Source organism: Chryseobacterium sp. PvR013, assembly GCF_017833095.1.
GTDB lineage: Bacteria > Bacteroidota > Bacteroidia > Flavobacteriales > Weeksellaceae > Chryseobacterium > Chryseobacterium culicis_A.
In genome coordinates this window covers 312,692-330,664 of record NZ_JAFIBT010000001.1, presented here as the reverse complement: position 1 = coordinate 330,664, position 17,973 = coordinate 312,692, and the positions used below count along the sequence as shown (strand labels likewise).

The 17,973-nt window shown below is 34.8% G+C and carries 18 protein-coding genes; 8 read left to right on the top strand and 10 right to left on the bottom strand.

Features of this window, described 5'->3' with window-relative positions; translation table 11 throughout:
* Positions 1–5 precede the first annotated feature (5 nt).
* Both JOE44_RS01530 and JOE44_RS01525 read left to right on the top strand, forming a co-directional pair.
* Positions 6–977 carry a DUF6268 family outer membrane beta-barrel protein gene (locus JOE44_RS01530; protein ID WP_209784031.1) on the top strand — a complete coding sequence of 324 codons (972 nt, stop codon included), beginning with the start codon at positions 6–8 and terminating at the stop codon, positions 975–977.
* Positions 978–1,232: 255 nt separating this feature from the next.
* Positions 1,233–1,889, top strand: a complete 657-nt coding sequence (locus tag JOE44_RS01525) for a glycosyltransferase (RefSeq protein WP_209784030.1) — start codon at positions 1,233–1,235, stop codon at positions 1,887–1,889.
* Here JOE44_RS01525 and JOE44_RS01520 read toward each other — a convergent pair.
* Positions 1,886–2,221 (bottom strand): SMR family transporter, encoded by a 336-nt coding sequence (locus JOE44_RS01520; RefSeq protein WP_209784029.1) that lies wholly within the window; start codon positions 2,219–2,221, stop codon positions 1,886–1,888. The two genes, JOE44_RS01525 and JOE44_RS01520, sit on opposite strands and share 4 nt — an antisense overlap.
* Before the next feature lie 1,127 nt (positions 2,222–3,348).
* On the opposite strand from JOE44_RS01520, the gene JOE44_RS01515 reads away from it, so the two are divergent.
* The 6 genes from JOE44_RS01515 to JOE44_RS01490 all read left to right on the top strand — a co-directional run bounded on the left by JOE44_RS01515 (position 3,349) and on the right by JOE44_RS01490 (position 7,419).
* Entirely contained in the window at positions 3,349–4,065 is a 717-nt protein-coding gene (locus tag JOE44_RS01515) for an ATP-binding protein (RefSeq protein ID WP_209784028.1), read from the top strand.
* A gap of 151 nt (positions 4,066–4,216) precedes the next feature.
* Complete coding sequence (locus tag JOE44_RS01510; protein WP_209784027.1) at positions 4,217–4,624, top strand: hypothetical protein; 408 nt, start codon at positions 4,217–4,219, stop codon at positions 4,622–4,624.
* Positions 4,625–4,633: 9 nt separating this feature from the next.
* Positions 4,634–5,380 carry a YggS family pyridoxal phosphate-dependent enzyme gene (locus JOE44_RS01505; RefSeq protein ID WP_209784026.1) on the top strand — a complete coding sequence of 249 codons (747 nt, stop codon included), beginning with the start codon at positions 4,634–4,636 and terminating at the stop codon, positions 5,378–5,380.
* A gap of 6 nt (positions 5,381–5,386) precedes the next feature.
* On the top strand, positions 5,387–5,809 hold the full coding sequence (locus JOE44_RS01500) for a hypothetical protein (protein WP_209784025.1): 423 nt from the start codon (positions 5,387–5,389) through the stop codon (positions 5,807–5,809).
* Between the two features lie 482 nt (positions 5,810–6,291).
* The gene (locus JOE44_RS01495) at positions 6,292–6,903 is read left to right on the top strand and encodes a transposase (RefSeq protein ID WP_209784024.1); all 612 of its coding nucleotides are present in this window, start codon (positions 6,292–6,294) and stop codon (positions 6,901–6,903) included.
* A gap of 117 nt (positions 6,904–7,020) precedes the next feature.
* Positions 7,021–7,419 carry a helix-turn-helix transcriptional regulator gene (locus JOE44_RS01490; protein ID WP_142016916.1) on the top strand — a complete coding sequence of 133 codons (399 nt, stop codon included), beginning with the start codon at positions 7,021–7,023 and terminating at the stop codon, positions 7,417–7,419.
* Positions 7,420–7,515: 96 nt separating this feature from the next.
* Here JOE44_RS01490 and gcvP read toward each other — a convergent pair whose 3' ends face one another.
* The 9 genes from gcvP to JOE44_RS01445 all read right to left on the bottom strand — a co-directional run bounded on the left by gcvP (position 7,516) and on the right by JOE44_RS01445 (position 17,917).
* Positions 7,516–10,374 (bottom strand): aminomethyl-transferring glycine dehydrogenase, encoded by a 2,859-nt coding sequence (gene gcvP / locus JOE44_RS01485; protein WP_209784023.1) that lies wholly within the window; start codon positions 10,372–10,374, stop codon positions 7,516–7,518.
* Positions 10,375–11,011: 637 nt separating this feature from the next.
* Positions 11,012–11,659: a DnaJ domain-containing protein gene (locus tag JOE44_RS01480; RefSeq protein WP_209784022.1), complete on the bottom strand. Its 648-nt coding sequence runs from the start codon at positions 11,657–11,659 to the stop codon at positions 11,012–11,014.
* Positions 11,660–12,159: 500 nt separating this feature from the next.
* Entirely contained in the window at positions 12,160–12,417 is a 258-nt protein-coding gene (locus JOE44_RS01475) for a hypothetical protein (RefSeq protein ID WP_209784021.1), read from the bottom strand.
* Between the two features lie 91 nt (positions 12,418–12,508).
* Entirely contained in the window at positions 12,509–12,841 is a 333-nt protein-coding gene (locus JOE44_RS01470; protein ID WP_105681861.1) for a hypothetical protein, read from the bottom strand.
* Between the two features lie 11 nt (positions 12,842–12,852).
* A complete protein-coding gene (locus tag JOE44_RS01465) occupies positions 12,853–13,407 on the bottom strand; it encodes a sigma-70 family RNA polymerase sigma factor (RefSeq protein ID WP_228421575.1) in 555 nt (184 codons plus the stop codon).
* A gap of 779 nt (positions 13,408–14,186) precedes the next feature.
* Positions 14,187–16,190: a S9 family peptidase gene (locus tag JOE44_RS01460; protein WP_209784020.1), complete on the bottom strand. Its 2,004-nt coding sequence runs from the start codon at positions 16,188–16,190 to the stop codon at positions 14,187–14,189.
* A 176-nt stretch (positions 16,191–16,366) separates the two neighbouring features.
* Positions 16,367–16,825 (bottom strand): hypothetical protein, encoded by a 459-nt coding sequence (locus JOE44_RS01455; RefSeq protein ID WP_209784019.1) that lies wholly within the window; start codon positions 16,823–16,825, stop codon positions 16,367–16,369.
* Between the two features lie 116 nt (positions 16,826–16,941).
* Positions 16,942–17,400: an SRPBCC domain-containing protein gene (locus tag JOE44_RS01450; RefSeq protein WP_209784018.1), complete on the bottom strand. Its 459-nt coding sequence runs from the start codon at positions 17,398–17,400 to the stop codon at positions 16,942–16,944.
* An 88-nt stretch (positions 17,401–17,488) separates the two neighbouring features.
* Positions 17,489–17,917, bottom strand: coding sequence for an SRPBCC domain-containing protein (locus tag JOE44_RS01445; RefSeq protein ID WP_209784017.1), 429 nt, complete (start codon positions 17,915–17,917; stop codon positions 17,489–17,491).
* Between the last annotated feature and the right edge of the window lie 56 nt (positions 17,918–17,973).

The window sequence follows — 17,973 nt, the reverse complement described above, 5'->3', positions numbered from 1 at the left end:
TCACCATGAAAACATTGAGAAGAATGCTGGTTCCTTTTGCCATACTTCCTTTAAAAAACAGTATTTACGCCCAGAAAAAGGATAGTATTCCATTGAAAGTCCGTGCTTTTTTTGCGGATAAAATTCCACAATCCCGAAATTTCAACCTTGAATACACTTTGGTTACTCCCTCCTCTTTCTCTTCACAACTTCAGGGAAAAGATCTGCCGGATAACAAAGTGAAAAGCTTTCAACAGGTAAAAGCGGATGCCAATATTTATTTCATCAAAAACAGAAGCTGGCTTTTTAGCACTTCCCTGAGTTATCGTTTTACCTCGATAGGCAACGAAAATCCGGTAATCCCCGGAACTGAAGGGGAAGAAAACTTTCATTATCATTCGGAAGCGATTAATCTTAGTTATTTCTCAAGGTTATTCAAAAAAACGGCAATCTATTCCGCCAGTATTTCTACAGATGGAAGCGATCAGCATTTTGAACGTATCAGAGGATTGGTTACCGCTTCATTAATTTTAAAAGCAACTCCTAAAACAAAAATGTCTCTCGGACTGGCTGGTATTATTGATCCCAGCACTCAAATTCCCATTCTTCCTATTTTCACTTTAGAAAACAGATTTAATAACGGATGGGTACTGGATGTACTGCTCCCGAAAAAAGTATTGGTAAGAAAAAACATTTCTTCAAGCGGAAGGCTCTCTCTGGGAACAGAGATGGATAATACCTCTTTTTATACCTACCACAATAATAATACGTATGAATTCCGGCAGGCTGCCCTCAATTCAGGAGTTATTTACGAATACAATCTTGGAGGAAATTTTATAGGAACATTTAAAACCGGGCTTCGAGCGAATATTAATTCAAGAGCATTTAATAAGCAGGAGTCCTTTAATGATTATATATGGAAAGGAACTTATAAGCCTTCTTTCTATTTCAATGCCGGAATTTCATATAATCCTTTTGAAAGACGAAAAGTAAAATAATATCCAACTGCAATTGGATTTTACAAGTTCCGAACTTATTATAAATTTTCTCAACCAAAATATTAAAAAAAAATTAAAATTTCCCTCCTTCAAGATTTAACTATTCTCCTAAAATAGAATCAAAAGTTCAGCTAAGCATAAGCTGTTTCAAATATAGAAACCTTTCTCTTTCTTGAAAAATCTTATTACTGCTACACTTTGCTGATGAAAATAATTTCGGGATTTTATATAAGAATAGACTTTAAAAAATAGAAAATGGCAGTACCCAAACAAATATTTCAGACTTTTAAAACTAAAAAACTTCCTTTGATTACACGGTATCACATCTGGAATATGAAAAGGAAAAATCCGGAGTACAGCTATTTCTTTTATGATGACCATGACATAGAGCAATTTCTCACGGAAGAATTTCCTCCTGAATATATTGAAAGCTATCGAAAACTGAGAATTGGAGCTTCAAAAGCTGATTTCTTCAGATACGCTGTTTTATATAAAAAAGGCGGAATATACCTGGATATAGACAGCAGTATTATAAAACCGTTTAAAAAACTTATTCAGGAAGATGATGAAGCTGTGATCAGTGCAGAAAGACACGAAAATCTGTATGTTCAATGGGCTCTTATTTTCAATAAAAACCATCCTTTTCTAGAGAAAACATTAGAACTGATGATTGATAATATAAACCATCACCGCTATCCGCATGATATCCATGCCACTACTGGCCCTACTGTATTCAGTAAAGGAATCAGGAAATCATTAGAGGAAAATCCGGCAATTCCCTTTAGATTATTTCACGGCATTGAGTTCCGTGGATATTTAAGGTTTAAATATAAACTGGGAAAGTTCTTTTTATACAAATCAAGGTCCCAACATTGGAAACAGATGGAAAAGCGTCAGGAAATTATTTTTTAGTGAGTTCCCATTTTTGAAAATACATTAATAATAATTACTCCAACAACAATCAAAGCAATCCCAATAATGGCAGGCAGATCCGGAACCTGCTTGAATGCTATAATTCCGATCATCGTTATAAAGACAATACCTACTCCGGACCAGATGGCGTAGGTAATGCCTACCGGTATATGACGAAGAGTAAGACTCAGAAAGTAAAAAGCACAGGCATATCCTATGACTGTTACCACCGATGGCCATAGCTTCGAGAATTCCTCAGATTTTTTCAAAAAAGTGGTAGCAATGATCTCAAATATAATAGCCAAAGCAAGAAAAATATAACTGCGTCCCATAAATTCATTCTTTGTACAAAAGTAACAAAAGCACTCCGGTAATTCCAAAAAGGAATAATGGGAAAATTCTCTGCTGATCAAGAGACAGCAAATGCTTCTCTTTCTTTAACGCTTTGAAAACCCTCAGTTTTTTAACCAATAATCCTACAATTATACTTCTTTCAGGCACTTAATTCATCTTAAGTGCTTTATTTTTAGCTTCATTCAATATTTTAAAGATTTTGAAAAAGTATACCATTGTGCAAACTTATTTTTCCGATCTGGCATAAAAAAATTATTTCTCTATGTCATGAAGTGTGACAGCTGACAAAAATTCCGAAGGAAAAACTAGACTAAAAATAAATTTTCTTAACATGAAAATCCTTTTCGCGTGAAAAATTTACATTCAAAAAAAGTGGTTTACAACAATATTATGCTAAGCATTATTTATTATTTGTTTTATCAACTCCAATATAGAAGTCGATAAACGATTAACATTTTCACATAATTTTACAGATAGAATAATAAAAGTATTAATAAATTCTCAATAACACATTAATTTAATGTAAACAAAAATTCACTGATAAATGAACACTAATCCTCGTAATACACTGATATACATCATAACTATTTACTTTGGCACATGATTTGAAAGTAGTAATATTGCAATTGAAAGATTGATAAAAAAAAGTCAAATAATTAAAAATAATACAAAATGGTAACTTATATCGGTATCGTAACAGGTTTAGTAGTAATTACATCATATTTCATGACAGTAAGAAGAGAAAGAAACTAATCTTAAATAAAACAAGCCTATAGAAAATCTATACTAATTATATTGTTTTATGTTTTTAGTCTGAGAGATCGGATTGCTCTTTTACCATCGGGTAAAAGGGCCCAAAAACATAAACAGAAAGATCTTAGTTTCATAACAAATTTTAATATCCAAATGAGAAAAGCCGGGCGCAAGTCTGGCTTTTCTTTTTTTATTGAGTCTTTTCCCCACAGATCTCACAGATTGTTTTCTAATACCAGCATCCATTCATCATTCATTTTACGCTGGACCAGATACTTATTATGATTCAGGATTTCTTCCGGCATCTAATAAAGCTTTATCTTTGCTTATTCAATAATCCTTAAACGTCATTATGAATCTGTACAACCTCATTATTCAAGATAAAGAACAAGTTACCCTAAACCAAGTATTTCTAGGAAAAACCAACAGAGATGAGCTTGTACAGCTAATCAAGGAGCATACCTATATTAAAGAACTACAGGAATACGGCCTTCCGGTTAATAACAAGATTTTACTTCAGGGAAGTTCAGGGTGCGGGAAAACAATGACTGCAAAGGCTATCGCCAATGCCTTAGGGAAAAATATTATCATCCTGAATCTTAGCAATATTGTCTCATCACGAATCGGAGAAACTTCTCAGAATATCAAAATGATATTTGATAAAGCAGCAAGGGAAAGATCAGTACTTTTTTTGGATGAACTGGATCAGATCGGGAAAGCAAGAGGCAGTGATGATAAAGATGTAGGCGAAATGAGAAGGCTGGTTAATACCTTGATTCAATTGATTGATTATTACCCTGAGAATGCCCTTTTAATCTGTGCTACCAACCACCCTGAAATCATTGATACAGCACTGTTAAGACGTTTTCAACTGAAGATTAATTATGAAATGCCTTCTGCCGAAGTTTTGGATGTGTTCTACGATCAGTTGCTGGCACAGTTTCCTGAAGAAATGAGAAAAGTTGAAAGACGGTATTCTATTTCTTTTGCTGAAGCTAAAGATTATGCATTTACCGTGGTTAAAAGTGCTTTGATAAAAAAGTTGGAAGCAAAAATAGTTGAGAATTGAGATCACTAAATTAATTGCCAAAATTATACGGATCCGTTTTCCTGGAAACGATTTTTTTCTTTACTAAAAAAATATCAATTGAGCAAGTACTGAATTAAACCCATTTTGAATTTGAAAATTTATTAATTTTAAAACACTAGAATGAATACCAATGGACGATATTTTTTTACTCAATCAGCTAACCAAATCATTTTTTAATTTGTTTACTAATACTAATGGAAAAAAGCCGGACTTTGAAAGTATTCATGATATTTGTTTAAATGAAACAATAATAATCAAAAAGGATAAAGGCAACGAAGAAATTTATACCCTTGACAGTTTTATTACTCCAAGAAAAAGAATTTTAACAGACGGAACACTTACCGAATTTGAGGAATATGAAGTCAATGAGGAAACAAAAATAGTTAACAATATTGCTCAACGTTTTTCTAAATACCAAAAGCATGGATACCTTAATGGTAATTATTTTGAAGGAAATGGCACTAAATTTTTTCAGTATGTTAAGACTGCAAAAGGCTGGAAAATAAATTCAGTTATTTGGGAAGACGAAAATATTTAAACATCCATCATGAAAGAAGACATTCTCCATAATCTTACCATCATTAATAACCGGATAAAAACCGCCTGTGAACAATCCGGAAGAAACATTGATGAAGTTAAATTATTACTGGCTACCAAAACAGTTTCCGCAGAGCGTATCAAAATTGCTTTGGAAAACGGACAAACCTTAATTGCAGAAAACAAGGTACAGGAATTGAAGGAGAAATATGAAAATCTGAAAGATATCCCTCATGAAAATCACTTTATAGGACATCTTCAGACCAATAAAATCAAAGATATTCTAAAATATAATGTCACCTGTATTCAGTCTCTGGATCGTCTGGAACTGGCCGAAAAGCTACATCAGAGGCTTCTGGTGGAAAACAAAACGATGGATGTCTTTATTCAGGCAAATACTTCCAATGAAGAAAGCAAATTTGGAGTTGACCCTGCTGAAGCGATTGAGCTCACCAGAAAGATTTCTGAATTTTCTACTTTAAAAATAAAAGGCTTAATGACCATTGGTCTGTTCAGTGCAGAAACTGAAAAAGTAAGATCATGCTTTAAAATCCTGAAAAAACTCCAACAGGACATTATCCTTGAAAATATTCCCGGTGTGGAAATGAAAGAACTTTCCATGGGAATGAGCGGAGATCTGGAAACAGCTATTGAGGAAGGAGCCACCATTGTACGGGTGGGAACCGCTGTTTTTGGAGCTAGGATTTATCCTGACAGCTATTATTGGGATGAGGGTAAAGCGAATAAAAAAGCATAAAATCACATGTTTCCATTTACTTATACTTTTGAAAGAGAAATCATCGGAGATAAAACATCTGATCAGGTTATTTATGCAGTACACGATCTATTAAAGGAAAAAAACATTCAAAATATTCTTTGTGGACCGGAGTTTATTTCTTTCAGTGAAGGTCTTTTCACAGAAAGATCCAATTGGCATTATTTATCTTTAATTGATAATGGGAAATTCACTTATCATGAAAACAACAAAACGCTTACTTACGAAGTAAAGTTATGGAAGTTAAACCTCTTTTCGCTTATTTTTTTCATTATTACCATGGCTAGTTTTAAAAATTTCTTCGGTAATCTGTTTCCTTTTTCAGCACTTTTGATCAATCATTTACTTTGCTATTTTGGAAACCGGGGATTGATAAAAAAAATTGTCCATAAGATTAACTATTTATCCTAATTCTTTACGTTAAATCATTTATTTCCAGCCAATCAATGTGTTCAAAACCCTTTAAACAAAGGCTTTTTTAGTCTACAAATCCGGTATACTTTTTGCTATAAATCTTTCATAACCAAATAAATGCATTTATGAATAAAAAATTACTATCGGTATGTCTGTTCATGACATTATTATTCTTTTTTTCATGTGAAAAAGAAAACACACAGATGAAAAGTGGAATTTCAATTGAAACCATTTCAATTATAACCTGCGTTACTATGGGCGTAGCCATTTTGCTTGCTTATAGCTTTAAAAGAAGGTAAAAAAACCGGAACTTAAACACTAAGACACCTCTCAATTTTTGGGAGGTGATTTTTGTTTTAAAATAGTAATTAAATAACTGACATACGCTCCGCAAAGTCTCCTGACTTTGAGGTATAAAAAAAGTTCTGTAAAAACATCTAATTTAAAGCTCCATTAATTATATTTGATAAAAACCAAATATGAAAGAAGGATATGTTATTAGAGATCAGGACAGACCACACTTTTTAACCTGTACTATTATTGAATGGATAGATATTTTTACCCGAAAAATATATCGAGATACCATTATAGAATGCTTTGAATTCTGTATCAAAAACAAAGGAATGATTCTGTATGGTTATGTCATTATGAGCAACCATATTCATTTTATTGTACAGTCAAGAGATGGAAAACTTTCAGATCTAATCAGAGATTTTAAAAAATTTACAGCGAAACAAATATTAGAAAAAATACAGACAGAATCGGAAAGCCGAAAAGATTGGATTCTGGAACGATTGGCTAAAGCTACTGAAACTCATTCAAGAAATAAAAATTTTCAGGTTTGGCAATATGGAAATCATTCTGAGGAAATTTTCAGTTTAAAGTTCCTCTGGGATAAATTAAACTATATACATCTGAACCCAATTCGTGCCGGAATCGTATCAAAAGCAAATCATTACATTTATTCCTCAGCAACTAATTATTCTAATGGTTCAGGAATAATCAATTCAATTGAAATCGCAGAAAATCCAGTGATTAAAGGAAATGGAAATTCTGAATTTTGGAAATATAACAATTATGATGATGAATAATGTACTCAAAGTCAGGAGACTTTGCGTAGCTGGCGATCAAATATCTAAGAAAATCCCTACTTTCATCATATTTTTTTATCTTTACTAATATATAATTTAAAGTTTTAAAAACCACAAATGGAACAAAAGATACATCAGGGAAGAAACGTAAAAAGATTCAGAGAAATGCTGGGCATCAAACAGGAAGCTTTAGCGCTGGATTTAGGTGATGATTGGAATCAGAAGAAAATTTCATTACTAGAACAGAAAGAAACCATTGAAGATCCTTTACTTCAAAAAATATCTGAGGTATTAAAAATTCCAGTGGAAGCATTTCAAAATTTTGATGAAGAACAGGCTATCAATATTATTGCAAGCAACTTCCATGATAACGCGACAGGTGTAATTGTCAATAATTACAATCCTATTGATAAAATCATCCAACTTCACGAAGAAAAAATTGCTCTTTACGAAAGAATGCTGAAAGAAAAGGATGATATGATGACCAGGCTGGAAGAACTGATTAAAAGTAAGTAAAAATCATTGAGATTGCTTCGCTACGCTCGCAATGACTATAAAAACAAAAATCCCTCTCATTACTGAAAGGGATTTTTTATAGTTAAAAAACTGAGATTACATATAAGCTTCAATCGGCTCACAAGTACATACTAAGTTTCTGTCTCCGTAAGCTTCATCTACTCTTGATACAGAAGCGAAGAATTTGTGGTCTCTTACCCACTCTAATGGATAAGCTGCCTTTTCTCTGCTGTATGGTTTATCCCAAGAATCAGAGATTACCAATTGTTCTGTGTGAGGAGCATTTTTCAATACGTTGTTTGCCGCATCTGCTTCACCGTTGGCGATTTCATCAATTTCTTTTTTGATAGAGATTAATGCTTCTGCAAAACGGTCAATTTCAGACTTGCTTTCAGATTCTGTAGGCTCAATCATCAAGGTACCAGCAACCGGGAAAGAAACGGTAGGAGCATGGAATCCATAATCCATCAATCTCTTCGCCACATCCGCTACTTCAATTCCTAAAGATTTGAACTGACGGAAATCTACGATACATTCGTGAGCTACTCTTCCGTTTTCGTTTGAATATAAGATTGGGAAATGCTCTGCTAAAATTTCTTTCAGGTAGTTGGCATTCATGATTGCATGACCAGTAGCCTTTTTAAGACCTTCAGTTCCTAACATTTTGATATAAGAATAAGAAATGTTAAGGATCAATCCTGAACCGTAAGGAGCAGCCGAAATACCTTCGATAGCTTCTTTAGAACCAATTCTGATATTTGCATTAGAAGGAAGGAAAGGTACTAAGTGTTTAGCAACACAGATTGGACCAACTCCAGGGCCTCCACCTCCGTGAGGAATGGCAAAAGTTTTATGAAGGTTAAGGTGGCAAACGTCAGCTCCGATGTTTCCAGGACTTGTAAATCCTACCTGAGCGTTCATGTTGGCACCATCCATATATACTTGTCCTCCGTGTTCGTGGATAAGGTTGGTAATTTCTTTAATGTTAGCATCAAAGAATCCATAAGTTGATGGATAAGTAATCATTACAGCAGATAAGTTTGCTGAATGAAGTTCTGTTTTAGCTTTAAGATCTTCGAAGTCGATTTCCCCGTTTTCAAGGTTTTTCACGACAACGATTTTCATTCCTGCCATAGCCGCAGAAGCCGGGTTTGTTCCGTGTGCAGACTGAGGGATTAATACTACATTTCTGTGGTGGTCTCCTCTTGAAATGTGATATTCTCTGATCACCATTAATCCTGCATATTCTCCCTGAGCTCCAGAGTTTGGCTGAAGAGAAGTTCCTGCAAAACCTGTAATTTCTGCTAAGTCTTTCTCCAGTTCACGGATCATTTCCTGGTAACCTTCAGCTTGGTTCACTGGTACAAATGGATGAACTGCACCCCAGTTTTCCCATGAAAGCGGTAACATTTGAGTCGCTGCATTCAGTTTCATGGTACATGATCCTAAAGAAATCATTGAATGAGTCAATGATAAATCTTTTCTCTCAAGACGCTTGATGTAACGCATCAATTCTGTTTCCGTATGGTATTTGTTGAATACTGATTCCGTAAGAATTTCGTCTTTTCTTAAGTTTTCTTCAGGAATGCTGTATCCTTCTTTTATTTCTAATTTGAAAGTCTGCTTGTCTTTAAACTGAGCAAAAGAAGCCATCAGATAGTTTAATTTCTCTAATGTAGTACTTTCGTTGATCGCAATACTTACTACTCCTTCTGTGAAATAATTAAGGTTTAATCTGTGATCAAGCATCAGTCTTACTAATCTTGCTTTCTCATCTTCAGCCATTTTCATTTTCACTGTATCGAAGATGGGCTCTTCTACTACCTGATATCCTAATGCCTTAAGACCGTTTTTCAAAGCGTTTGCCTTAAAGTGGATCTGATCTGCGATATAGTTTAATCCTTTCGGACCGTGATATACAGCATACATCCCTGCCATTACTGCCAAAAGAACCTGTGCTGTACAGATGTTTGAAGTCGCTTTTTCTCTTTTGATATGCTGCTCTCTTGTCTGTAACGCCATTCTTAAAGCACGTCTTCCGTACATATCCTGGGAAACCCCAATGATTCTTCCCGGAATATCTCTCTTGTAATCTTCTTTACAAGCAAAGAAAGCGGCGTGAGGACCTCCGTATCCTAATGGAATACCGAATCTCTGTGTAGTTCCTACTGCACAGTCTGCACCCATTTCTGCCGGAGACTTTAGTTTTACCAAAGCCATCGGATCACAAGCAACTGCTACCTGAAGGTCAAGTTTTTTATATCCAACGATATCTTCTGTATAGTCTAAAACGATTCCGTTTTTACCAGGATATTGTAATAAAACTCCATAATAAGAACCATCAAACTGATGTGTTTTATGATCTCCTACTACCACTTCGATTTCTAATCCTTCAGCTTTTGTTTTCAATACAGAAACTGTTTGAGGAAGAACAAGATCAGAAATGAAGAATTTATTAGCACCTGCTTTTTTCTGGTCTTTAGATCTGTTGTTGAAGAACATATGCATTGCTTCAGCAGCAGCAGTAGATTCATCCAATAAAGATGCATTAGCTAATGCAAAACCTGTAAGATCGCATACTACAGTCTGGAAATTAAGAAGAGCTTCAAGTCTTCCCTGTGCAATTTCTGCCTGATAAGGAGTATAGGCTGTATACCAGCTAGGATTTTCAAAAATATTTCTCTGGATTGCTGAAGGTAAAAGGGTGTTGTGGTATCCAAATCCGATATAACTTGTATAATCTGTATTTTTAGATGCCAATTCTTTTGAGTGGTTCAACATTTCGTATTCAGAAAGTGGTTCCGAGATCTCAAGATCTTTCTCTAAACGGATAGAAGAAGGGATGGTTTGAGAAATTAACTCTTCAATACTAGAAACGCCAAGTTTTTCCAACATCGCCTGTTTATCGGCTTCATTAAGGGAAATGTGACGGCTCACAAACTGTTCTGTATTCATTTTTATTTATTAGATTTTGTTTGTAAAAAGATTCGTAAAATTACAATTTTTTGGACGATTGTACAAGAGCATTTCCAGGGCGCTCATTCACAAAAATATTTGTGATTTTTATCACATTCTATTTTAAATAAACTTTTAACAGGGTTTACATAAATCCCAACAAGCACACTCCCTATTCTATGCATAATACACAATAATAACATCATTTTTCACACAATTAAACACTTTCCACTTTATTAAAAACAATGTGAATTTTTCAACAGTCTCTTTCTATTGATTAAGTCTACCTTCAAAATAATCCCTACAGCTTAATTGTATTCAAAGTATAAATTAGAGCATTATTTATGTGAATAAAAGAAGCTATCAGGTATAAAAAGTGAGACTCTGAATACCTTTGAAAACAGGTTCCTTCTGCTATACATCAGGTTTTAAGAATTTTATGAAAATTTATTAATTATATTTATTCTAAATTAATATATTTGCAACATGAATATGATTGTCCCATTTAAAGTTCCGCCATTGGCACCTTACTCATTCAATAACGAAGAGATGTTTTGTGAAAAGAAATCGTGTTGTAAAAAATTCAAGAAAGGGAAAAGATGTAAAAAATGCCCTGGAAGAAAGAAAATGGCATAAACTAGCTGAAGTTTCTGATCAGCATATAAACAGCAATTGCTAAGATAATAATTCCCCAAATCAGAATCATAATCTTAGGCTGACCCGATTTGTTCATTCTTGTTCTGGGTTGTGGCTTAAACATTTCTTCCACCGAGTTTTTGAATTTCTCAGAATCATTTTCAAAAACTTCCGTGATGGTAATTCCCTGAACAACCGTTTTGTGCAAAAGAGAATTCGTAGCATGAAGCAAAAGCTGGAATTTTCCATCTTTAAATTCTGTGATCTTAAAGATCCTCTCTCCATACGGCTTTTCTAATCCGAAAGGCAATACCTTTACCACATCAGCATTGCTCGTCTGCCAGTTGATGATAATCTCCTCCCCTTTTTTCGCATGAATTTTATTCGCTGTAAAAGTTTTGATGGCAGGCGGAATATTATACCTGAAACTTCTCTGATGGTTTTCTAAATTCTGATCATAGGAACGCCTTCTGACAGGATCACTCAATGTCTCATAAGCCTCCTGAATTTCACGGAACCGGTCTGCAAAAAAATCGTCATTGTCATTTTTATCGGGATGATATTTTAAAGACAGTTTTCGATACGCTTTTTTGACGTCTTCTTCCGAAGCATCCTGTGATATACCGAGAAAATAGTAGTAATCTTTCATTGAGAAATACAAAAATAAGGATTTATTTTTCTTTGTGTTTGATGTTTACGGTAAAATTTTGTTGAAAGTATAGATCAAAAAGTTATTGCGAACCGAAGGTGAAGCAATCTCAATACAGCTCGTAATCTATGGGTTGTAAAACGCAAGGGCGCCAAGTTTTTTTTCAGCTACCTGAATATTTTTTAAGACGCAAAGATTTTATCTCCGATAAAATTGTACCCCGATGTCATTGCGAACCGAAGATGAAGCAATCTCAATACAGCTCGTAATCTATTGGTTGAAAAACGTAAGGGCGCCAAGTTTTTTTTCAGCTACCTGAATATTTTTAAGACGCAAAGATTTTATCTCCGATAAAACTGTACTTCTCTAAAAGTTTACGGCTATTTCTACGGTGTACTTATCATTCTGAGTGAAGCAAGGCATCTCAATAAAAAATTCCGGCGCGGGAAGCAGAGCTTCCCGCGCCGGAATTAAACAATTTCAATTTAGTTCTTAGGATATTATGCTTCGCAGGTATTATACTTTTTGCAGCATCTTGAACTGAATTCTTTTTTAAATTTTCCTTTTAGTTCCTGATAGTCTTCGTCATTCATTTCTCTGATCTTATCTGCCAGTCCGAAAGGTGATTTTTCTTTGATTCCGTACTCATCAAAAATACCTTTGATAAATCTTTTTCTTTGTATTGCTTTTTTAGCGATCAAGGCTACGCCTACAACGGCTAATGCTCCAAGAGCTCCTTTTAATGCTGAATTTTTCATTTTTTCAAAATTTTAAATTTTACTACTTCTTATTTTTTATAGAGACGAATGAATTCTAATTTTACTTTACTACTTCTTTAAAAATTTCAAATTATTCGTTGTTTCTGTTGAAGAATCCACCTGAGCATTTATTTCTCCATACTTCTTTGAATTTCTCTCTTTCCTCAGGCGACCAGCTTTCCATTTTTTCTCTCATTTTTCTTTCCTTAAAATCTCTCATTCCTTTACCGAAATGGAAACCACCGAAAAGAATTTTGCTTAGGATCAGTATCCCCATTGCCTGCCAGAAATTAATGGTTTTCACTCCTAAAATCTCCGGGAGAAGGCAATTCCAAAGCAGCATTACAATCCATGTAACCGCGGCTAAAATTAATGGTGGACATAACAATAAAAAAATCCAGCCCTTTTTGTGTTTATGATTCATAATTTCTTTTTCTAACTTTTTAAATCTTCGTATAGCTTTCTCAGCCTGTTTCTCAAGTGCTTCACAGCATAGTTTTTTCTACTGATGATGGTTTTGATATTTTCTCCCTGTTCATCGGCAATCTCCTGGAGGGTTTTGTCGTTCAGTTCATTTTCTACGTAAACCAGCCTTTGTTTTTCAGGAAGTTCGTCAAGTGCTTCAAACAGTTTCTTCCAGATCTCATCCTGAAACATCTTCACTTCAGGGCCTGCGCTTTCATCCATCAAAAGAATATCCTTGATAGAAAAACTGCCGTCTTCATCTTCATATACGAAATCTTCAAGATTTTCTGTTTTCTTTTTACGGTAACGGTCTGTAATTTTATTCGCTGTTACCCTGTACAGCCACCCACCAACATTTACGATCTCCGAAATATTCGTAAGGCTACTGAACTGATACCACACTTCCTGCAGGATATCTTCCGCATCCTCCGTATTTTTCACTTTCGGACGAATATAAGACATCAGCTTCCCTCCGTAGCTCGAAACGGTCTGTGAGATGATACTTTCTTTATCCTTCTGTGGCATTGTTATTTTTTCGACAACCTCCATACTGATATGACGGCTATCCTTTTTGTTTTACTTTAATAAATTTAAAATATTTTTCTTACAATTCAACTTTTCTTTTATTCATCAGCCTTTTCTCTTCTCAATTATTCCCGGATTACTCATTACTCATTACTCATTACTCATTACTCATTGCTTATGTTTAAGGGAGCTTTTTCCCGCTATCCGCTCATACTCCTCACGCCCCACCATCCTACACTCTTCCCCTCCAACTCTCCCACTCATGCTCCGGGGTAACCGCTGCTATCGGGGCTAAGTTGATAATTGGTAATTGATAAATGATGAATGATAAAGCATATATAAAATGATTTTTGTGGGAGAGTCGCAAGGCGCAAAGTTTTTATCGTTATTATATTATATAGTTGTAAGACGCAAGAAAATCAAAGATTTTCAGCAAGTGAGATTTTTTTATTTTCTATTAAATAATTATTATCAGTATTTGCATAATTACTAAAAGGGATTATTGCCAAAACGGAGTCGGGATTCCTCGCTTCGCCCGCAATGACAAATGCGCCGTTAAAATATCCGTAAATCTTTAGAACTGTACAATTTTATCGGAGATAAAATCTTGGCGCCTTAAAGCATACCACTTGTAAAACATTGGCGCCTTTGCGCTTTTCCAACTCCATTTATTAGACTTATACATTATATTGAGATTGCTTCGCTTTGCTCGCAATGACTTTGTCATAAAAAAAACGGAAGACCTATGTCCTCCGTTCAAATATTATTTAATTAATAGTTTATTTATTAAAATTTTCTGCAAAGAATCCCAGCATCGACTTGTAAAGCTCAATTCTGTTCTGCTCTTTTCCAAATCCGTGTCCTTCATCATATTTTACCAGATAAGGAACTTCAAAACCTTTGGCACGCATTGCTTTTACAATTTGATCAGATTCATTGATATTCACCCTTGGATCGTTAGCTCCCTGTACCACAAATAAAGGTTTCTTGATCTTATCAATCTGAAAGACAGGCGAAACTTCTTTAGCAATTTTGGCCTCTTCAGGGTTGTCAAGATCATACCAGATTTGTTTTACCATTTCTTTGTATGGTTTCCAGTATTCCGGGAAAGAAGCAAAGAAGGTAAAAATATTGGATACTCCTACATAATCTACTCCACAGGTATACAGATCCGGAGTTTTGATTAATCCCATTAAGGTTGCATATCCACCATGGCTTCCTCCGTAAATGGCTACTTTATCTTTATCTACCCATCCTTGTTCAATGGCATATTTTACTCCATCTTCCACATCATCCATTGCTTTTCTTCCAATCTGTTTGTAACCAGCTTTCTGGAATGATTTCCCATAGCCTCCGGAAATCCTGAAGTTGACCTGAAGTGTAGCATAGCCTCTGCTGGCAAACAACTGTGTTTCCGGGTTGAATCCCCAACGGTCTCTGATTCCCTGAGGACCACCGTGAGGATTAACGATTAAAGGAACTTTTTTCCCTTCCAATGCGGCTTTAGGCAGTGTAATATATCCACGGATAGTCAATCCGTCTCTGCTTTTAAATTCGATAGGTCTCATTTCAGCCATATCTTCTTCCTTCAGCTGAGGCATCAGGTTGTAAAGAAGCTTGGTCTGTTTGGTTTTTGTGTCATATTCGTAATAGGTTCCATACAGTTTATCACTTCCTACAACCACTAAAAGTTTATCATTATTATCATCAGAAGAAACGATTCCAAATTCCTTGTCTCCAAATTGAGATTTTAATTTGTCATCTATTTCTTTATAAAATTTACTTACCGGAACTGTTTCTCCTTTGATCCCTTCATAGCTGATAAAATCCAGTTCATAGTTTCTGTTTTTACCGGCTGTACTTATTGAGCTTACATCATATACAGGATTGGAATAGATTTCTTTAATCACTGCATTTTTCTTTAGATCATACAATACGATTCTGGCTTTATCGCTATCCAGGTTCGTTACGACATACGCTTCATCTTTATTTTTAGAATTTTCATTAAACTCAATAATTCCAAAGGTATCAGACCAGTCAGCAGATTTAATCAGATTGAATTTTCCTGTCTGCAAATCTTTATAATATGTCTTTGTAGTCAGTCCGTTTTCAAGAATGTTGTATCCTCTCAAAGTTCCGTCTTTATCAAAAATATAGCCGTCAATAGGACTGTTGACATCTTTATTTTCATACAGCTGAGTTATTTCTCCGGTAACGAAATTGATTTTAAAAGGTTCAAAGATCTGCTTATTGTTTTTATTCATGGTAACCACAACAAAGTCTGTATCTTTTATAGGAATAATGGACTGTACTTTCGCTCCGTCAAATGGCGTTAAATCCTTCTGATTTCCTCCATCGATATCTGTGGCATACAAATGAATATTTTCATTCCCTCCTCTATCCTGAGTGTAGTAAAGACGTTGCTTGTTCAGCCAGCCATATCCTCTTACCAGGTCATCTTTTTCTACAATAGCTTTGGTAATTTTTCCTGTTTTCAGGTCTTTTACATAGACATGATTCTTTTTATCCTGATCTTTTTCTTTATAGGAAAGGTACTTCCCGTCAGGAGAGATTTTAAATGCTGAGGCTTTTGGTCTCGCAAAGTAGTCTTCCACTTTGTATTTAAAATTGCCTTTGTCATAAGAAATAAGTTTCTCAAGATTGGCTTTGGAAGATGGTAAAGTAGGATCTCCCGGCAGTGCGACAGTAGAGCTCTGTGCATTGGTCATGATAGTAGATAGTACAATAAATGCTGTACCGAAAATGTTGTGATTTAGTTTCATAACTTCTGTTTTTAAGGTTAAAGTTATATAGGCACTTATTTTCAAAACAATAAAAAATAAATGCATTTATATAATAAGACACGCCATCCCTATAAAACGTTACACTATTTTAACAATTAATTTTAAAAAAACATCAATTATATGAAAAAGACAGCCTCAATGACTGTCTTTATTATTTAGTGTAAGTATATCCCGAAATACCATGTCCAGACGATTAAGATAATCTGCATGGGAATTCTTTGAGTATAAAGGTATTTCATTCCCGGGCCTGTGTAATCGGCTTTAAAAATATTAATCTTTTTCCTGGAAGAATTGATATTGGCCATAAAAACCAATACATAAAAAATGATCAGTAAAATAGCAATGATTTCACGAATAGCCGGAATCATCAATCCAATTCCTGCTGCAATTTCCAATACTCCTGTAAAGTATACCCAAAACATTCTGGCAGGAATAACCTCCGGAATCATCATTGCCATTCCTTTCTGAAATTTAAAATGGGAAAAACCTGTAAATATGATGAAAACAGCCATTCCAAGATTGCCTGAAAATATAAAATCCGGCTTTCCCTGAACCAAAAAAGTTCCCAGCAAAGCCAGAATAAATGTGATGAAAAGTATTACGAGTAGTTTCATTCTTTAGGGTATGGATGATGGGTTATAGGTCGCAGGTAGTAGGTTGCAGGGATTAGTATTCAGGATCAAAACTCAACTTTAAACTTTAAACTTTAAATTTTGAACTTTGAATTTCATTATACTGAGCCAAGGCTAACGCCTTCTGCAAGGCTTTTTACAACCATGAGTCCTTTTGTAAATCCTGTATTCATGTGATCCTGCCATTGTTTTTCTACCTGAACTTCGGCATGAAGTTTTGTTTTTCCGTCAAAGTCGATCAGAAAGTATTTTTCAAAGCTTCCGTTCCATTCCATTACTTCTTTGCTTTGTGTATCCTCATTACCTTCTTTATCTACCATTCCCAGATGTTTAAAAACAATCTGATTAGGTTCATCCAGGCTGTCTATGGTTGAAACCATTCCTTCTCCATGAGCATTCAGAAAATAGGTTTTCCCTCCTACCTTCCAGTCTGATTTCATGACAGATCCTGCGCCGAAATATTTTGTCCATTCACTATAGGTTTCCGGATTCCAGAGGATGTCCCATACTTTTTGTAAAGGAGCATCAATTACTGTTTCGTATGATAAGGTTTCCATTTGTTTCATTTTTTTAGATTGGTCATTGCGAGCCAGGCGAAGCAATCTCAAAGCTCAATGATTTTTTCTTTCGTTCTAACGAAATTATTTACAGCTGATTTTCTGAAAGATGCTTAACAATCATCATCGCTTTTGGAAATTTTTCTTCAAAAAAATCTTTAAATTCTGCGGGAGTCTGAATTTCTGTTTTCAGTAACGTTCCCTCGTCATTTTCCTCAAGAAAATAAGCTTCTGTTGCTTCTCCCCAATCTTTCGCAACTTCAATACCTTCATAAATCTCTCCCAGGTGCAGAAATTTAATTTCTTCATTAGGAATGACTTTTAGTACTTTGCTGTACATTCCGTTATTTTTGGGATCAAGAAATTTAACGATATTGTTTTCTTCTAACGTTCCTTCATAAAAAGAACCATCTGTAAATGCCGTTGTCCATTGCCTATAGGTAATATCTCCCCAAAGGACACTCCATACTTTTTCAGGTTCGGCATTGATTTCTATTTCATATGATAATCGTTCCATATATTTTTAAGTTTTAGATAGTAGATAATAGGTTGCAGGTGGTTGGTGAGTTTGAG